Genomic DNA, 13,663 nt, shown 5'->3' with positions numbered 1-13,663 from the left:
GCGGTGGTGAAGAAGGGCGAGATCAAGATTGCCACGGTGATGTCGGTCACGCTCTCGACCGATCACCGCGCGGTCGATGGCGCGCTCGGCGCCGAACTGCTCGGCGCTTTCAAGCGCATGATCGAAAACCCGATGAGCATGCTGGTGTAAGCCAATCACAGCAGGGCCCTATTTCCGGCTTGCTGTTACACGGCGGGTCCTCCGATCACCGACTTGTCAGGCCGGCAGCTCGCCCGAACTGGCTTCCAGCGCTTGAAGCCGCCGCTGTTTCGTTCCACATCGGGCGCAATGAACGGCAAGATGCGGGAATGGTTTCGGAATTGGCGGTGGGCCTTGGCCGCATCGCTGTTTCTGCATGCGCTGATCGCAGCGTTCCTGGTCTATGGCCTGCCGAGACCCGAGCAACAACCGGGTCAGCAGGAACAGCCGGTCAATGTCGCGATCGTGCCGCCGCCTGAGCAGCCGAAGCCGAAGCCTGCGCCAAAGCCGCCGGAGCCGAAGCCTGAAAAGCAGGCAGAAAAGCCGCTTGAACAGCCCGCGAAGAAGCCGCCGCCCCCGCAGGACATCCCTGTTCTGAAACGCGTCTTTCAGTATGGCGAGAAGGATACCGGCCCGGAGAAATCTCCCGACGGGGGCAGCGCACTAGCCAACGCCTCGTCGCCGGCCCAGGATCAGCCCGCGAAGCCCCCTGTCGCATCGCAGTCTGCGCCCAGCCAGCCCGCTTCGCCTGCAACGCCAGAGCGGCAGGCGGACACCAGTAAGGCTCAAGAGAAACCGGCAACCGCCGCGCCGGAGGAAAAACCCGCGCAAAGAGAGGAGAAGCAGGCGACAGAGGATGCTGACAAACAGCAGCAGGACAAGCATGAGGCAGCTCCAGAAACCGCAGAAAAGCCTGCGGCCGAAGCGCCAAAGCCATTAACGGCCGAAGCCGGCGACAAGCCTGCGCCAGCCGAAAAGGCAAAGCCTAAGCCTTCCAAGGCGATGAGGTTCAAATCGGCAAGAGCTTTGAGAGCGCCAAGCTCGAACCCTGGAAGGTCAAACTCCCCCGACAGCGAGGTCGCGGGATCGCCGATCTATTCCGCCCTGCCGGGCGTCAGAAAGCTTTACTCGCCCGGAGCAACCGGCAACGCGCTGGCCACAAGCTCGATGGAGAAGGTGCCGCGCGATCAGCGCATAGCCAATCTTTGCGCCAACGTCCTGAACCAGGAACTGCAAAGTGCCGACTACGCGCCGAAATGGCTGCCGACCATCCCGCTAAAGCAGGGCAATGTTCTTAACCCTCCCCAGGCCGCCTTCAGCACGACAACCCAATGGTACGATCTGAGCTTCCGTTGCGAGGTCGACGCCGATGCCACGCGGGTCCTGTCCTTCAACTTCCGCGTGGGGGGATTGGTCCCGCCCGGTGACTGGACCCGACGTCGCTTTCCCAGTCTACGCTAGCTTAGGCCGGCACGCCGAGCTCGGCCAATTGCCGGGCAACCTCGTGCCAGTCGGCGCAGATGATATCGGCGCCGGCGGCCTTCAGCCGCGCACCGTGCTCAGGATAGGTGTGACCGCCGCCGGTATAGCCGATCGCGATCATGCCGGCCGCGACTGCGCCCTGGACGCCGAAGGGCGAATCCTCGACCACAATGCAGTCGGACGGCTTCGCGCCCATTTTCTCAGCGGCATGGAGGAAGATGTCGGGCGCCGGCTTGCCGTTCTTCACCATCGAGGAGGAAAAGATCGCCTCCCCGAAGAAGCGCGACAGGCCAGTCACGGACAGGCTGTGGTTGATGCGCTCGACGGAGGACGACGAAGCAACGCAGCGGTCGCCGGCAAGCGCGCCCAGGAATGGCACGATCCCCGCCGTCGGCTTCAACTCCTCGGAAAAGAGGAGCTTGGTCTCGGCCCAGATGTCTCCGTCGGCTGCCGAGGGGAACTCGTGGCCGGTCAGTTCCTTGATCTTCACGATGATGTCCGCCTGCTTCATGCCGATGCATTGGGCGATGATGCCGCCATGCACGCCAGGCATGCCGTGCTTCTCATAGACGCGCTCGTAAGCCTTGGCGGCCAGCGGCTCGCTGTCGACAAGAACGCCGTCGCAGTCGAAAATCATCAGTCTAGCTTGCGCCACGCGCGTCTCCCGGCTCCTGTGCCTTTGCGCACATCGCTATCGATAAAAAGTCAGATGTTCAATAGCAGGGCGTTGCGCCCCCAACGCTTCAAAGCTGACGCAGCGCTTCGCTGACCGGCGAGGATCCGAGCGCGCGCTGCATGGCCTCGCGCGATTGGGCGCGGTCGGGCGTGATCCAGTTGGGCTCGGCGCCGAGAAAGCGATCGAGGAAAGCAACGGCGTAAGCCGGCATTTCCGTTGCATTCTCGCGATAGGACCACCAGATGCGCAGATCGTCGGCGCATTTGTCGATGCTGGGCGCCGTGCCGAATTCCTGCTCATGCACGGCCAGGATCGCTGAGACGCAGTAGTTGGTATAGAGAAAACCTTCCGGCCAGAAGCGCACGATCTCCGCTGTGCCGGCATTCGCTTCGGTCTCGATCATGTCGGTGAGGCCCGAAATTTCGCGCGCCGGCGCCTGCCGGATCAATTCGCGCAGCACCAGCCCCGCGGCGAACACGATGAAGTCCGCCCGATCTATATCAGCGAATCGCTTCTGCGCTTCCATGACTTCGATCCAGTCGAGGAAGGCACGCGTCAGCTTCGCCTCGTCGATCTCGAAGCGCACGCCGAAGGTCTCGGACACCACCTTCGCGCTGCTGCGGAAGGTGGCGCGAAACCAGCGCAGCTGCCGCAGCCGGTGGCGAAGGTCCGGCATAAGCGCCAGTTCGTGCCTGAAAGGCAGGTCCATGTCTCATATCCCGTTTGACGATAGGCTAGCACAAGCGCCGCCGATGCCGAAACCGACCGGTCGCCTGTGGAGCGTTATGGTGGCTAATATAATACATGTTGACATTCGAGGAAACAAATGTTCTCACTTTCGGGTGGTCTCGCCTCCGTTCAATATGTCCCGGAGGAAGAGACTCGGGAGGAGACGGAAATGGCGATCTGGCAGTGGGCACTGCTTCTGCTGTTTGTTGTCTGGGCGCTGCAATCATTGGGCGTCTGGCTGCAGATGCGGCATTATTCGGATGTCTTCAAAGGCGTCACCAGCCAATACAAGGACGGCTTCGTCGGCGCAGGCAATTTCCGCGGTCGCCTTGCCAAGGGCACCATCGCGCTCATCGTCGTAACGCCGGATCTCATCGTGCGCCGCATGATGGTCATGAGCGGCCGTTCGGTGCTGACCAAGTTCAAGCGACATGAAGAATTCGAGGGTTTACCCCTCGATCGACTCCGGTCCAACCCTGCGATCATGGGGGAGGGGGAACCCGGTGTGGCCGAGGCCGTGAAACGGGCGATCGAGCAGATCGACCGCGCGCGGTCGGAGCCGGGGAAGAAGCCGGGCCTGGCCGGCTTGAACGTAGCAAGGGCTTAAACGACGCCGGCAGCCGGCTGGGAATGACCGGCAGGGGTCATAAGGAGGAGAAATGTCTGTAATTTCGTTATTGGCGCAGCATACGGACCTCGCGGTGCATAACTTGCATGTCGCAGGAACCATGGTCTCGGATGCTGCCTGGCACGGCAAGCTCGGCGTCGAGCATGCCACCGATCATCTCGTGGTCCTGGCGCAGGCCACGACCGACAACGCGCCGGTCACCGCCGATCAGCTGAAGGAACAACTGAAGAACGTGCAGCAGGAAGAGCAGCTCGGCTGGCTCACCGCGATCGGCAAATACTTCATCGGTATCTTCCAGAAGGGCGGCGAGGTGTTCGCCGGCTTCGTCACCGGCATCATCCCGACCCTGGTCGTGCTGATGACGGCCTTCTATGCCGTCACCGAGCTGGTCGGCGAGGAGCGCGTCCACGGCTTGGCGCGCGGCGCGGGCCGCATTGCGCTGACCCGGTATACCGTGCTGCCGGTGCTCTCGGTGTTCTTCCTCACCAACCCGATGGCCTATACCTTCGGCTCCTTCCTGGAGGAAAAGCACAAGCCTGCCTTCTACGACGCTGCGGTGTCCTACGTGCATCCGCCGCTCGGCCTCTTCCCGCATATCAACCCCGGCGAATATTTTGTCTGGGGCGGCATGCTGGTCGCGCTGCTCGACCTGGAGAAGCGCGGCGTCATAGCCAACGGCTATCACGTCAAGGTGGCCATCTGGTACGCCATCGTCGGCCTGGTCGTCATCCTGCTAAAGGGTATCCTGACCGAGCGCATCACGGCCATCATGGCACGCCGCCAGGGCGTCGAGCTCTAAGGGCGGGAGGACACCATGGCTAAGACATACAAGGCAGTAAAGATCTCGAAGGGTTCCACCGGTTGGGGCGGCCCCCTGGTCATCGAGCCGACCGATCAGCGCAACAAGGTCGTGTCGGTAACCGGCGGCGGCATCCATCCGGTGGCGCAACTGATCGCCGACATGACCGGCGCCCAGGCCGTCGATGGCTTCAAGGCGCCGCCGATCGAAAGCGAGATGGCGGTGGTCGTCGTCGACTGCGGCGGCACCGCGCGCTGCGGCGTCTACCCGCGCAAGCGTATCCCGACCGTCAATTTGACGCCGGTCGGCCAGGCGGGTCCACTCGCCCAGTTCATCACGGAAGACATCTATGTTTCGGGCGTGAAGCCGGCCAACGTCACAATGGCGGACGGATCCGAAGCAGTCACCACTGCGGGGGGAGCAGCATCGATGAGTTCAAGCAACAACACAACAGCCAGGGCGGCGGAGCCGCTGCCGAGCGAAGGCGGCCTTATCGGCCTGATCAGCTCGATCGGCCGTGTCATGGGCCGCGTGGTCGGCATCTTCTTCAACTCCGGCCGCCGCACCATCGACCAGGTCGTCCGCAACGTGCTGCCCTTCATGGCCTTCGTGACCATGCTGATCGGCCTCATCCTCTACACCGGCATCGGTGACGTGCTGGCGCAGCCTATGGGTCCGCTGGCCAACAACATCGTCGGCCTGCTGGTCATCTCGGCTATCTGCGGCCTGCCGTTCCTGTCGCCCATCCTGGGGCCGGGCGCGGTCATCGCACAGGTCATCGGCGTCGCCATCATCGGCCCGCAGATCGCCAACGGCACCATCTCGCCTGCAATGGCCCTGCCGGCGCTGTTTGCCTACAACACCCAGGTGGGCTGCGACTTCGTTCCCGTCGGTCTGGCGCTCGGTGAGGCCAAGCCGAAGACGATCGAAATCGGCGTGCCGGCGGTGCTCATCAGCCGCCAGATCATGGGCCCGGTCTCCGTGCTGATCGCATGGGTCGTGTCCCTGATCGTGTTCTAAAACATTAAGAAAACGAGGTTCGCCATATGTCGGTTCTTCTCAAGACACGGGTCACGGCAATTGGACCCGAAGTGGCGGACCTCGCCGAGGGCGGCGTGCTCATCCTGTTTGCGGATGGCTCGCCTCCCGAACTGGCCGAGGTCTCGGTGCTGCACAGCACGGAGGAAGGCCCGAGCGACGATGCGCCTGCTGCAGGCGCCTCCATCACACTCGGACCGGTCTCGGCGACGATAACGGCGGTCGGCTCCACGGCCTGGAGCAAGGTCCGCGAGATGGGCCATGTCGTGATCTCCTTCAACGGAGCATCCGAGGCCGAAAGGCCGGGCGAGGTTTGCGCATCCGAGGTCGATACCGGAGCGCTCGTGGCCGCGCTTACGCCAGGCGCTGTCATCATCATCGCCGCCTGATAATATCCGCGCTGTCTGTCGACGGCGCCCAAACCTAGAGTATTGTCATGGAACGCTCGACCATCGTCAGAGTGCACGAAGGTTTGCACGCCCGTCCCGCCACGCGGTTCGTCAAGCTCGCCAAGGGTTTCGAATCCGATGTCGAGCTGGTCAAGGACGGCAAGGCAGTTAGCGCCAAGAGTTCGGTCAAGCTGATGCTCTTGGCGGTCAAGGAGAACCAAGAAGTCACCGTGCGCGCCAACGGCGCCGACGCCATTGAGGCGATCGAGGCGCTGATTGGCTATCTTGAAAACCCGCGCGCGGGCCTCGACGACGAGGGGCAAGCGGGCGAGGGCGGCTTGGAAACCGTAGCTACGGCACCCGCTCCCGAGGCCGCGCCGCTGGCTGCCGCGCCGACGGATGGAACCTCCAAGCTCCAGGGCGTAGCCGCCAGTGAGGGCGTGGCGATCGGGCCGGCCTTCGCTCATTTCCCGCCGGAGATCCAGGGGCCGGGCAGGCACCTGCAGGCCGGTGAGATCGAAGGCGAGCTCGAGCGCTTCCGCAGCGCCGTCGCCAGCGTCCAGGCGCGCATGGACCGCACGCTTGACGAGAACAACCTTTCCGCCGGCGACCGGGGCATCGTCGCAGCGCTGCGCGACATCGCCGCCGACGAAAGCCTGACCGGCGAAGCCGAAAGACTGATCAAGGGTGGTGACGACGCGGTCTCGGCCGTCATCGCGGCCGCCGCCACCATTGCAAATGATTTCGGGGCGGTAGACGACCCCTATCTCAACGCCCGAGCCGACGACGTGCATGCCGTCGGGAGGCAAATCTGCCTGGTGCTGCTCGGTCAGAACGAGGTCAGCCTGGAGGCCATTCCGCAGGGCGCGATTCTCATTGCCGATGATATCGGGGCGTGGGATCTGGCGCGCGCGCCGCTGAAGCGTATCGGCGGCGTGGTCTGCGGCCATGGCGGCGCCACCTCGCACATCGCCATCATCGCCCGCTCGCACGGCATCCCCGCAGTGCTTGGCCTCGGCAGAAGGGTCGATGATCTGCGCGGCGCAACGGTAGTTGCGATCGACGGCCATGCCGGCCATGTGATCGTCGATCCGGATGAAGCGACACGCGCCGATTTCATGCGGCGTGTCGAAGCGGCGGCCCGGGAGCATGCCGACCTCAAAGTGTTCAAGAGCGTGACTCCGACCCGCGCCGACGGCACGGTAATCGAGGTCGCGGCCAATATTGGTTCGCTCGAGGAGATCGAGGCGGCGCAGGAAGCTGGCGCCATGGGGGTCGGGCTGTTTCGCACCGAGTTGCTCTTCATGCGCCACATGCATCTGCCGTCGGAGGACATGCAGGCCGAGACGTACAGCGCCCTGGCGAAGGCGTTTGCCCCGTATTCGGTCATCGTGCGCACGCTCGACATCGGCGGCGACAAGCCGATCGCCGGCATCGAATTCCCCGAGGAGGAAAACCCGTTCCTCGGCTGGCGCGGCATCCGTATGTGCCTCGACCGGCCCGACATCTTCAAGCGCCAGCTGCGGGCGCTGCTGCGCGCCGCCGTCCACGGCAACATCAAGGTGATGCTGCCGATGGTCTCGGAAATCGCCGAGGTAACGCGCACGCGCGCGCTTGTCGAGGAATGCGCGGCCGAGTTGCGGGCCGAGGGCGTGGAGCATGCAAGCTTCGACCTCGGCGTGATGATCGAGACGCCGGCCGCCGTGCTGATCGCGCCGGCCCTGGCGAAGGAAGTGGCGTTCTTTTCCATCGGCACCAACGACCTCACCCAGTACATCATGGCCGCCGACCGCCTCAACCCGACGGTTGCCAAGCTCAACGACGTCACCAATCCGGCGGTGATGTCCGCGATCGAACTGACGGCCAAGGCGGGTGTTGCCGCCGGCATCATGGTGGGCATGTGCGGCGAAGCGGCAGGTCGTCCGGACCTGATCCCGGCCCTCATCGGGATGGGCCTGACCGAGCTAAGCATGAGCCCGGCCTCGATCCAGCGTGCCAAGAAGACCATCGCGGCCATGGCGGCCGAACGATAGCGGATCCCTCTGGCGGTTACGTCAGATGCGCGAGCAGCGTGGCGAGAACCGGTGTCAGTTCCTGGACGGCATTGGCCTGGGCGCAAGCCTGTCGGATGCGATCTTCCCGCACTTCTGCCGCCAGCACCGCGATCTCGAGAATGTCGGGTTCGGGCGTACCGCCATCCGCCTTGGTCGCCAGTCCGCAGGCAACCACGACAGGCGCCAGGCATCTTATGTCGAGCGACCGGTCGGCCGTTGCGGCCGGGCCGGTTCCGATCTCGCCAGGCTGAACCGGACGGTGGTTGAGGCATTCGACGATGAGAGCCGCGCAGGCCGCCGCGACGTGCTCGGTGGAGGCAGCGTCCGCCGTCGCTCGAGCCAGAAGATCGGCATTGCGCTTGCGCATCGCGGCGTGCACGGCGGAAAAACTCGCCTCGTGCACGCGGGGATTGTCGACGCCGTAACCGGCCAGAACCGCGCGGGTCAGATAATACATGTCGCGCCTGAATTGACGTTCGCCGCCGATCTGCCGGTCTTCATCGCCGTCCGGGAAATAGGAGCGCAGGCTTTTCACGGTCGTTCCGTCGACCTTGAGCGGCCGGGAATGCGGAACGAAGGATTCGGCGATCGTCAGCGCGTCGTCGACAGCGCTCGCGGCGTGGCTGAGCAGGCTACGGCCCGGAAAGGGAGGCAAATTGCCCGCAATTGCGTGAGACGTCTCGCCGGTGCTGTCGTGGCGGCTCTGGCGAATGGCGTCACGCAGCTCCCGAAGCCGGTCCTTCAGGTTGGCGCGGACATCCTCGGAGATTTGTCGCAGCATCACCAATTGCCTCGAAATGCTGAAGCCGGTCACGGTTCTGGGCGCCGGTCGCCCTCTCTAGATTGTTCGTATCGATTGGTAGATCAATAGACGATATTTAACCAGCACGCAGAATCGGCGACGGCACCGCGGAGGGGAACTTGGGCAGGCGACGGCAGGGCGAACCTGAAAACGGCAAGGCGACAGCGGAGGCGGCCGAGCAGGTCGTCAATGAAAGCCGGACCGACCGGCTCAGGATCCGCGCCGCCTGGATGTATTTCGTCGAGCAGATGACACAGAACGAGATCGCCGACGTGCTCGGCGTCGGCCGTGTGACTATCGTGCGCATGCTGGCGGAGGCGCGGGCGCGCAACGAGGTCAAGATTACCATCGAGAGCGAACTCCTGGAGATCGTGCGCCTGGAGCGCGCGCTGGAGAAAACCTTCGGCCTGCAGCAGGCGCTGGTGGCGCCGCTGTCCGACCCCGACGCCGATCCGATCCCGGCGATCGCCGCCAAGACCGGCATGTTCCTGTCGGACGCGATGAAATCCGGCATGCGGGTCGGCGTCGGCTGGGGCGTGACGCTGTTTAACACTTTGCCTTTCATCAGCGCCAAATCTCTGAACGACTTCAGCGTGATCTCGCTGCTTGGCGGCGTCGGCGTCGCACGCCGTGTCAACCCGGCCGAGTTCGCCTGGCGCTTCGCCCAGATTTTTCAGGGTGACGGCTATCTGATGCCGACGCCGGCCGTCGTCGACAGCGTCGAGACCAAGATCGCGCTGGTCGAGCGCTGCGGGCTGCAGGAGATTTTTGCAATGGCCGACGCGCTCGATGCGGTCCTGCTGAGCGTCGGCGGCATCGCGTCGGCCACAACCTTCTCGCGCGGCGGCTTCCTCAGGGAAGCGGACCGCGAGGCGCTGCTGGCGCGTGGCGCCGTCGGCGACCTTCTGTTCCATTTCTACGACCGCAACGGCGATCTGGTCGACCATCCCGTCAACAGCCACGTGATGTCGGTGGATGTCGACCGCCTTCGCAAGGCCCCGATCCGAATCCTCACCTCCGGCGGCGCGGAGAAGACTGAGGCGCTGCTCGGCGCCATGAACCTGATCGCGCCGACCGTGCTCATCACCGACGAGGAAAGCGCGCGGCGCATGCTGGCGGCGCACGCGGTTTGAATCATGCGATGGAGGGGCTCGCGCGTTTCGGAATTGAGCCTCGGAGGAACCTGCGGGCAGGTTCCTCCAGCAGAATGAAGACGGCGACCGAAATAATGATCAGCAAGGGCTGATACAAAAGCCGTCCGATCCAGTCCCATTCACCCGAGAATATCACCGGCATCCACTTTCGAACCGGATTTGCAGGATGTAGAGGGCATAGCTTGCATTGCCCAGCAGCACGAGAGGTTTGTGCGACAGCGCGCGTCGGACCCTGCCCTGATTAACGGCGCATGTCGCAATCAGGGCAACGAAGCCGATTCCCGCGAAAGACGCTATGGTCGCCGTGGTGGTTGCGACAATGACGCTGGCGCTCCCCAGGCCTGAATGAGGCCAAGCGTCGCCAGCGACGCAAGCGGGTAATCGAAAAGCCCCCTTGCCAGCGGCAGAGCCACGGCGAGGGCAAGGAGGTAGACCGGATAAATTCTGGCGAATCTCGCCACGGCAAACCGTCCTACGTCGTCCCAATGAGGCATTCTGCCGACGTAGGAATGAGTGAGGATGAACCCGGACAGCAGGAAGAAGAACGAGACGCCGAGATAGCCATTTTTCACAAAATTGGCGATCAGGCGAGGCGCTCCGTTGATGTCGACCGAATGGAACGCAAGGACATAGACTGCTGCAAAAAACCGCAAGCTCGTCAACTGCGTCAGGTTCGATCCGGCCGGAGAAGGCTTCAATTCCATGCAGAGTGCCCCTGGCTGCAAGGGTAAGGCGGTGCTCGGAACTCTCGATGCTGCCAGGAAACTCCTGTACTCCGCGCCACATTAACAACCCGCTATGCTCAACAATGATGGCCGCGCTCCACAGGCATGGCCACGCGGGAATCGGTCGAGCCGGCCGCTCTCGGTGGATGAAAGCTCTGGGGCCAAGTCTCAGGTTGAAAATGGTCGGAGTGGCCGGATTCGAACCGACGACCCCTTGACCCCCAGTCAAGTGCGCTACCGGGCTGCGCTACACTCCGGACCGGGTGGCGATGTATCGTGATAACCCTGTGCCGGTCAACCGAATTCGGTGCCTATCGCGCAGGTGAAATTGCAAGAAGGGATGCGCGACTCGCCAGCCGCAATTCCCTCTGGTGCCGGTACTCCAGCGCGATCGCGCCCCACACCAGGCCCATCAACAGGTATAGGTGGCGCCAGTGGTCGATGTCGATGAAGGTACCGAGCCCGATATTGCCGAGATAGGCGACATAGGCGCAGAGCAGATAGGGCTGCCACGGCCGGTCGCGCAGAAGGATGCGGAAGCCGGCTGCGACCGTCCATAAGGTCAGTGTCAGGAACGAGACGAAGCCCAGCCAGCCATAATCCATCAGCGCCTTCAGCCAAATGTCGTGCGTGTCCTCGCCATAGATCGTGCCGAAGACCAGCGGGCCAATGCCGAACGGATGCTCCATCGCCAGCTGGAAGCCGATCGTGTAGCGGGCGAAGCGGCCGAGCCGCGCCGAATCGTAGCTCTGCTCGAGCTGCGCGCGCTGGGTGAACATGTCCGACACGCCGGGCAGTTGCAGGATGACGAGGAAGGCGATGACCAGCAGCGCCACGGCCGCGATTGTCATCACCACGACCCGCAGCCGGAACTTGCCGCTGGCGCTCTGCAGGAACAGGCACGCGGTGAGCAGCACCGCCGACACAGCGAACATGCCCCAGGCGCCGCGCGAGAAGGAGAAGAAGATGCCGGCGGTGATGATCAGCAGCGGCACTGCAAGCAGCGGCATGCGCGATACCGGCCCGGTGAGCAGCAGGTAGAGCAGGTAGGTGCCTGGCAGCACCAGAAACGGCCCGAACACGTTCGGGTCCTGGAAGGCGCCCGCGGCGCGGTCATATTTGGTGAACATCTCCGCGCCGGGAAAGGCATGGAAATAGCCGGCGATGCCGAGCAGCGACGTCGCCACCGCCGACACCACATAGGCGTTGAAGATCAGCCGGTAGAGGCCGGGCTGGACCGAGGTCACCGAGGCGAAGAACACGGCGCTGAAGGCAAGGAACAGCGAGACGGCGAGATAGAGCGGCGTGTTGGCGAGATCCGCCATCTGAGTCATGGCGATCATGCCGCCGATGTTCATCGCCACCAGCAGCACCAGCAAAGGAATGATCGCGCGAGAGATTCGAAGGCCGAACAGCGCCCAGACCGCGATCAGTCCGGCCATGTAGATCTCGTAGGGCGCGGGCTCGCTGATGACGAAGCCGGAGAGCAGGATGCCGATACCGATCGCGGCCGATGCGATCAGCGAGATCAGCTTGGCGTTGACCGCTGAAGGCGGCAACCGGTTGACCGCCGACGCCGGCAATGCCCGCGGCTGCAACTCATGGACGACGGCGCTCAATAGGCGTTTTCCGTGTTGAGCAGGCGGATCGGCGTCAGGAACAGGATGCGCAGGTCGAACAGCATCGACCAGTTCTCGATGTAATAGAGGTCGTATTCGGTGCGCATGCGGATCTTTTCGTTGGTGTCCATCTCGCCGCGCCAGCCATTGATCTGCGCCCAGCCGGTGACGCCTGGCTTCACCTTGTGGCGGGCGAAATAGCCGTCGACCACCTCGTTGTAGAGAAGGTTATGCGACTGGGCGGCTATCGCATGCGGGCGCGGCCCGACCAGCGACAGCGAGCCGAGGAGTGAGTTGAAGAACTGCGGCAGCTCGTCGATCGAGGTCTTGCGGATGAAGCGTCCGACGCGGGTGACGCGCGGATCGTTCTTGGTCACCGTCTGCTTGGCGGTCGGGTCGGACCGGTCGGTGAACATCGAGCGGAACTTGTAGACCTCGATGATCTCATTGTTGAAGCCGTGCCGCTTCTGCTTGAACAGCACCGGGCCCTTGCTGTCCAGCTTGATGGCGATCGCCGTGACGAGCATCACCGGCGAGAAGAGGATGATGCCGACAAGCGAGAAGACGATATCGAAGGCGCGCTTGGCGACCGAGTCCCAGTCGTTGATCGGCTTGTCGAAGATGTCGAGCATCGGCACGGAGCCGATATAGGAGTAGGCGCGCGGCCGGAATTGCAGCGCGTTCGAATGGGCAGAGAGCCGGATGTCGACCGGCAGCACCCAGAGTTTCTTGAGCAACTGCAAGACGCGCGATTCGGCGGTCAGCGGCAGCGAGACGATCAGCATGTCGATGCGCGCGATGCGGGCGAATTCGATGAGCTCCGAAATTGTGCCGAGCTTCGGATAGCCGGCAACGATCGGTGGCGAGCGCCTGTCGTTGCGGTCGTCGAAGATCCCGCAGATGCGAATGTCGTTATAGGGCTGCTTCTCGACCGAGCGGATCAGTTGTTCGGCCGCCTTGCCGCCGCCGACGATGAGCGCGCGGCGCTCCATGCGACCGTCGCGCGCCCAGCGCCGGATGAGGCTGGACATCACCAGCCTCAGGCCGAAGATCAGCACGAAACCGACCACGAACCAGGTGCCGAACAGCAGGCGCGAATAGTCTTCCGAGGCCTTGATGACAAAGGCGGTGAGCGCCATCAGCGCGAAACTGCCGGCCCAGACGAGCAGCACGCGACCGAAATTGGCCAGAGGGCGCATCAGCGCCGCGATCTGATAGCAGTCGGTGACGTCGAGCAGCACCACGGCCAGGAACGACGTCGCCGCGATCGCCAGCGGGTATTGCCAGGCCAGATAGGTGAAGAAGCCGACATAGTGAAAATAGACGCCGAGCCCCGACAGGAACAGCAGCACGAACTCGACCATGCGCAGCACGCCGCTGACCATGATCGGCGACATGGTATCGCGCCGGTATTGCGAGGCGACCTGGCGCGCCACATCGTTGATGCCGCCGGGCTTTTCGCTCTCGGCGGGAGCGTCGTAATTGCGCACCGCATCCATGGAGAAGCGGCGTGCGGGGTCGATCTCATTCATGGGAATTGTCCGCGAGCTTCGCGCAATTGCTTAGCAAAAGAGAGCTAAGAAAGCCTT

The 13,663-nt window shown here is 63.5% G+C and carries 14 protein-coding genes and 1 tRNA gene; 8 read left to right on the top strand and 7 right to left on the bottom strand.

Annotated elements, in window-relative coordinates; translation table 11 throughout:
- Positions 1 to 150 (top strand): 2-oxo acid dehydrogenase subunit E2 (locus P9272_RS21505; protein ID WP_278162090.1); only part of this gene is annotated, 150 nt, incomplete at its 5' end.
- A 138-nt stretch (positions 151 to 288) separates the two neighbouring features.
- On the top strand, positions 289 to 1,440 hold the full coding sequence (locus P9272_RS21500; protein WP_278162089.1) for a DUF930 domain-containing protein: 1,152 nt from the start codon (positions 289 to 291) through the stop codon (positions 1,438 to 1,440).
- 1 nt (position 1,441) lies between these two features.
- Here the strand turns inward: P9272_RS21500 and P9272_RS21495 are convergent, their stop codons facing one another.
- Together P9272_RS21495 and P9272_RS21490 are read right to left on the bottom strand one after the other, a co-directional pair.
- Positions 1,442 to 2,116 carry an HAD family phosphatase gene (locus P9272_RS21495; protein ID WP_278162085.1) on the bottom strand — a complete coding sequence of 225 codons (675 nt, stop codon included), beginning with the start codon at positions 2,114 to 2,116 and terminating at the stop codon, positions 1,442 to 1,444.
- A gap of 88 nt (positions 2,117 to 2,204) precedes the next feature.
- Positions 2,205 to 2,846, bottom strand: a complete 642-nt coding sequence (locus P9272_RS21490; protein WP_278162083.1) for a hypothetical protein — start codon at positions 2,844 to 2,846, stop codon at positions 2,205 to 2,207.
- 189 nt (positions 2,847 to 3,035) lie between these two features.
- Between P9272_RS21490 and P9272_RS21485 the strand changes: the two genes are divergently transcribed.
- From P9272_RS21485 to ptsP, 5 genes are read left to right on the top strand one after another with little or no spacing between them, the layout of a single operon-like run.
- Positions 3,036 to 3,473: a transcriptional regulator GutM gene (locus P9272_RS21485; RefSeq protein WP_128261137.1), complete on the top strand. Its 438-nt coding sequence runs from the start codon at positions 3,036 to 3,038 to the stop codon at positions 3,471 to 3,473.
- Between the two features lie 52 nt (positions 3,474 to 3,525).
- Positions 3,526 to 4,293 carry a PTS glucitol/sorbitol transporter subunit IIC gene (locus tag P9272_RS21480; RefSeq protein ID WP_128261136.1) on the top strand — a complete coding sequence of 256 codons (768 nt, stop codon included), beginning with the start codon at positions 3,526 to 3,528 and terminating at the stop codon, positions 4,291 to 4,293.
- 15 nt (positions 4,294 to 4,308) lie between these two features.
- Positions 4,309 to 5,313 (top strand): PTS glucitol/sorbitol transporter subunit IIB, encoded by a 1,005-nt coding sequence (locus P9272_RS21475; RefSeq protein WP_128261135.1) that lies wholly within the window; start codon positions 4,309 to 4,311, stop codon positions 5,311 to 5,313.
- A gap of 26 nt (positions 5,314 to 5,339) precedes the next feature.
- The gene (locus P9272_RS21470) at positions 5,340 to 5,720 is read left to right on the top strand and encodes a PTS glucitol/sorbitol transporter subunit IIA (RefSeq protein ID WP_128261134.1); all 381 of its coding nucleotides are present in this window, start codon (positions 5,340 to 5,342) and stop codon (positions 5,718 to 5,720) included.
- 47 nt (positions 5,721 to 5,767) lie between these two features.
- Positions 5,768 to 7,753, top strand: coding sequence for a phosphoenolpyruvate--protein phosphotransferase (ptsP, locus tag P9272_RS21465; RefSeq protein WP_128261133.1), 1,986 nt, complete (start codon positions 5,768 to 5,770; stop codon positions 7,751 to 7,753).
- A 16-nt stretch (positions 7,754 to 7,769) separates the two neighbouring features.
- Here ptsP and P9272_RS21460 read toward each other — a convergent pair whose 3' ends face one another.
- The gene (locus P9272_RS21460) at positions 7,770 to 8,555 is read right to left on the bottom strand and encodes a hypothetical protein (protein WP_278162082.1); all 786 of its coding nucleotides are present in this window, start codon (positions 8,553 to 8,555) and stop codon (positions 7,770 to 7,772) included.
- 140 nt (positions 8,556 to 8,695) lie between these two features.
- On the opposite strand from P9272_RS21460, the gene P9272_RS21455 reads away from it, so the two are divergent.
- On the top strand, positions 8,696 to 9,709 hold the full coding sequence (locus P9272_RS21455; protein WP_278162081.1) for a sugar-binding transcriptional regulator: 1,014 nt from the start codon (positions 8,696 to 8,698) through the stop codon (positions 9,707 to 9,709).
- A gap of 314 nt (positions 9,710 to 10,023) precedes the next feature.
- On the opposite strand, the gene P9272_RS21450 is transcribed toward P9272_RS21455, so the two are convergent.
- From P9272_RS21450 to P9272_RS21435, 4 genes are all read right to left on the bottom strand, one after another.
- Complete coding sequence (locus P9272_RS21450; protein ID WP_278162080.1) at positions 10,024 to 10,434, bottom strand: acyltransferase family protein; 411 nt, start codon at positions 10,432 to 10,434, stop codon at positions 10,024 to 10,026.
- 201 nt (positions 10,435 to 10,635) lie between these two features.
- A tRNA-Pro gene (locus P9272_RS21445) sits at positions 10,636 to 10,712 on the bottom strand.
- Positions 10,713 to 10,766: 54 nt separating this feature from the next.
- On the bottom strand, positions 10,767 to 12,074 hold the full coding sequence (locus P9272_RS21440; protein WP_278162079.1) for an O-antigen ligase family protein: 1,308 nt from the start codon (positions 12,072 to 12,074) through the stop codon (positions 10,767 to 10,769).
- Positions 12,071 to 13,606: an undecaprenyl-phosphate glucose phosphotransferase gene (locus tag P9272_RS21435; RefSeq protein ID WP_128261129.1), complete on the bottom strand. Its 1,536-nt coding sequence runs from the start codon at positions 13,604 to 13,606 to the stop codon at positions 12,071 to 12,073. Before P9272_RS21435 ends, P9272_RS21440 begins: the two co-directional genes overlap by 4 nt.
- Positions 13,607 to 13,663 lie beyond the last annotated feature (57 nt).

The organism is Mesorhizobium sp. WSM4976 (assembly GCF_029625685.1).
In the GTDB taxonomy this organism is placed as follows: Bacteria; Pseudomonadota; Alphaproteobacteria; order Rhizobiales; family Rhizobiaceae; genus Mesorhizobium.
The sequence above is the reverse complement of the archived record's forward strand: the minus strand, read 5'-3'. Positions and strand labels throughout refer to the sequence as shown.

What these genes read in the sequence shown, in the direction of transcription:
- P9272_RS21500 (WP_278162089.1), top strand. Translation starts at nt 289, where the DNA reads ATGAACGGCAAGATGCGGGAATGGTTTCGGAATTGGCGGTGGGCCTTG.
- P9272_RS21490 (WP_278162083.1), bottom strand. Translation starts at nt 2,846, where the DNA reads ATGGACCTGCCTTTCAGGCACGAACTGGCGCTTATGCCGGACCTTCGC.
- P9272_RS21485 (WP_128261137.1), top strand. Translation starts at nt 3,036, where the DNA reads ATGGCGATCTGGCAGTGGGCACTGCTTCTGCTGTTTGTTGTCTGGGCG.
- P9272_RS21480 (WP_128261136.1), top strand. Translation starts at nt 3,526, where the DNA reads ATGTCTGTAATTTCGTTATTGGCGCAGCATACGGACCTCGCGGTGCAT.
- P9272_RS21475 (WP_128261135.1), top strand. Translation starts at nt 4,309, where the DNA reads ATGGCTAAGACATACAAGGCAGTAAAGATCTCGAAGGGTTCCACCGGT.
- P9272_RS21470 (WP_128261134.1), top strand. Translation starts at nt 5,340, where the DNA reads ATGTCGGTTCTTCTCAAGACACGGGTCACGGCAATTGGACCCGAAGTG.
- ptsP (WP_128261133.1), top strand. Translation starts at nt 5,768, where the DNA reads ATGGAACGCTCGACCATCGTCAGAGTGCACGAAGGTTTGCACGCCCGT.
- P9272_RS21460 (WP_278162082.1), bottom strand. Translation starts at nt 8,555, where the DNA reads ATGCTGCGACAAATCTCCGAGGATGTCCGCGCCAACCTGAAGGACCGG.
- P9272_RS21450 (WP_278162080.1), bottom strand. Translation starts at nt 10,434, where the DNA reads ATGGAATTGAAGCCTTCTCCGGCCGGATCGAACCTGACGCAGTTGACG.
- P9272_RS21435 (WP_128261129.1), bottom strand. Translation starts at nt 13,606, where the DNA reads ATGAATGAGATCGACCCCGCACGCCGCTTCTCCATGGATGCGGTGCGC.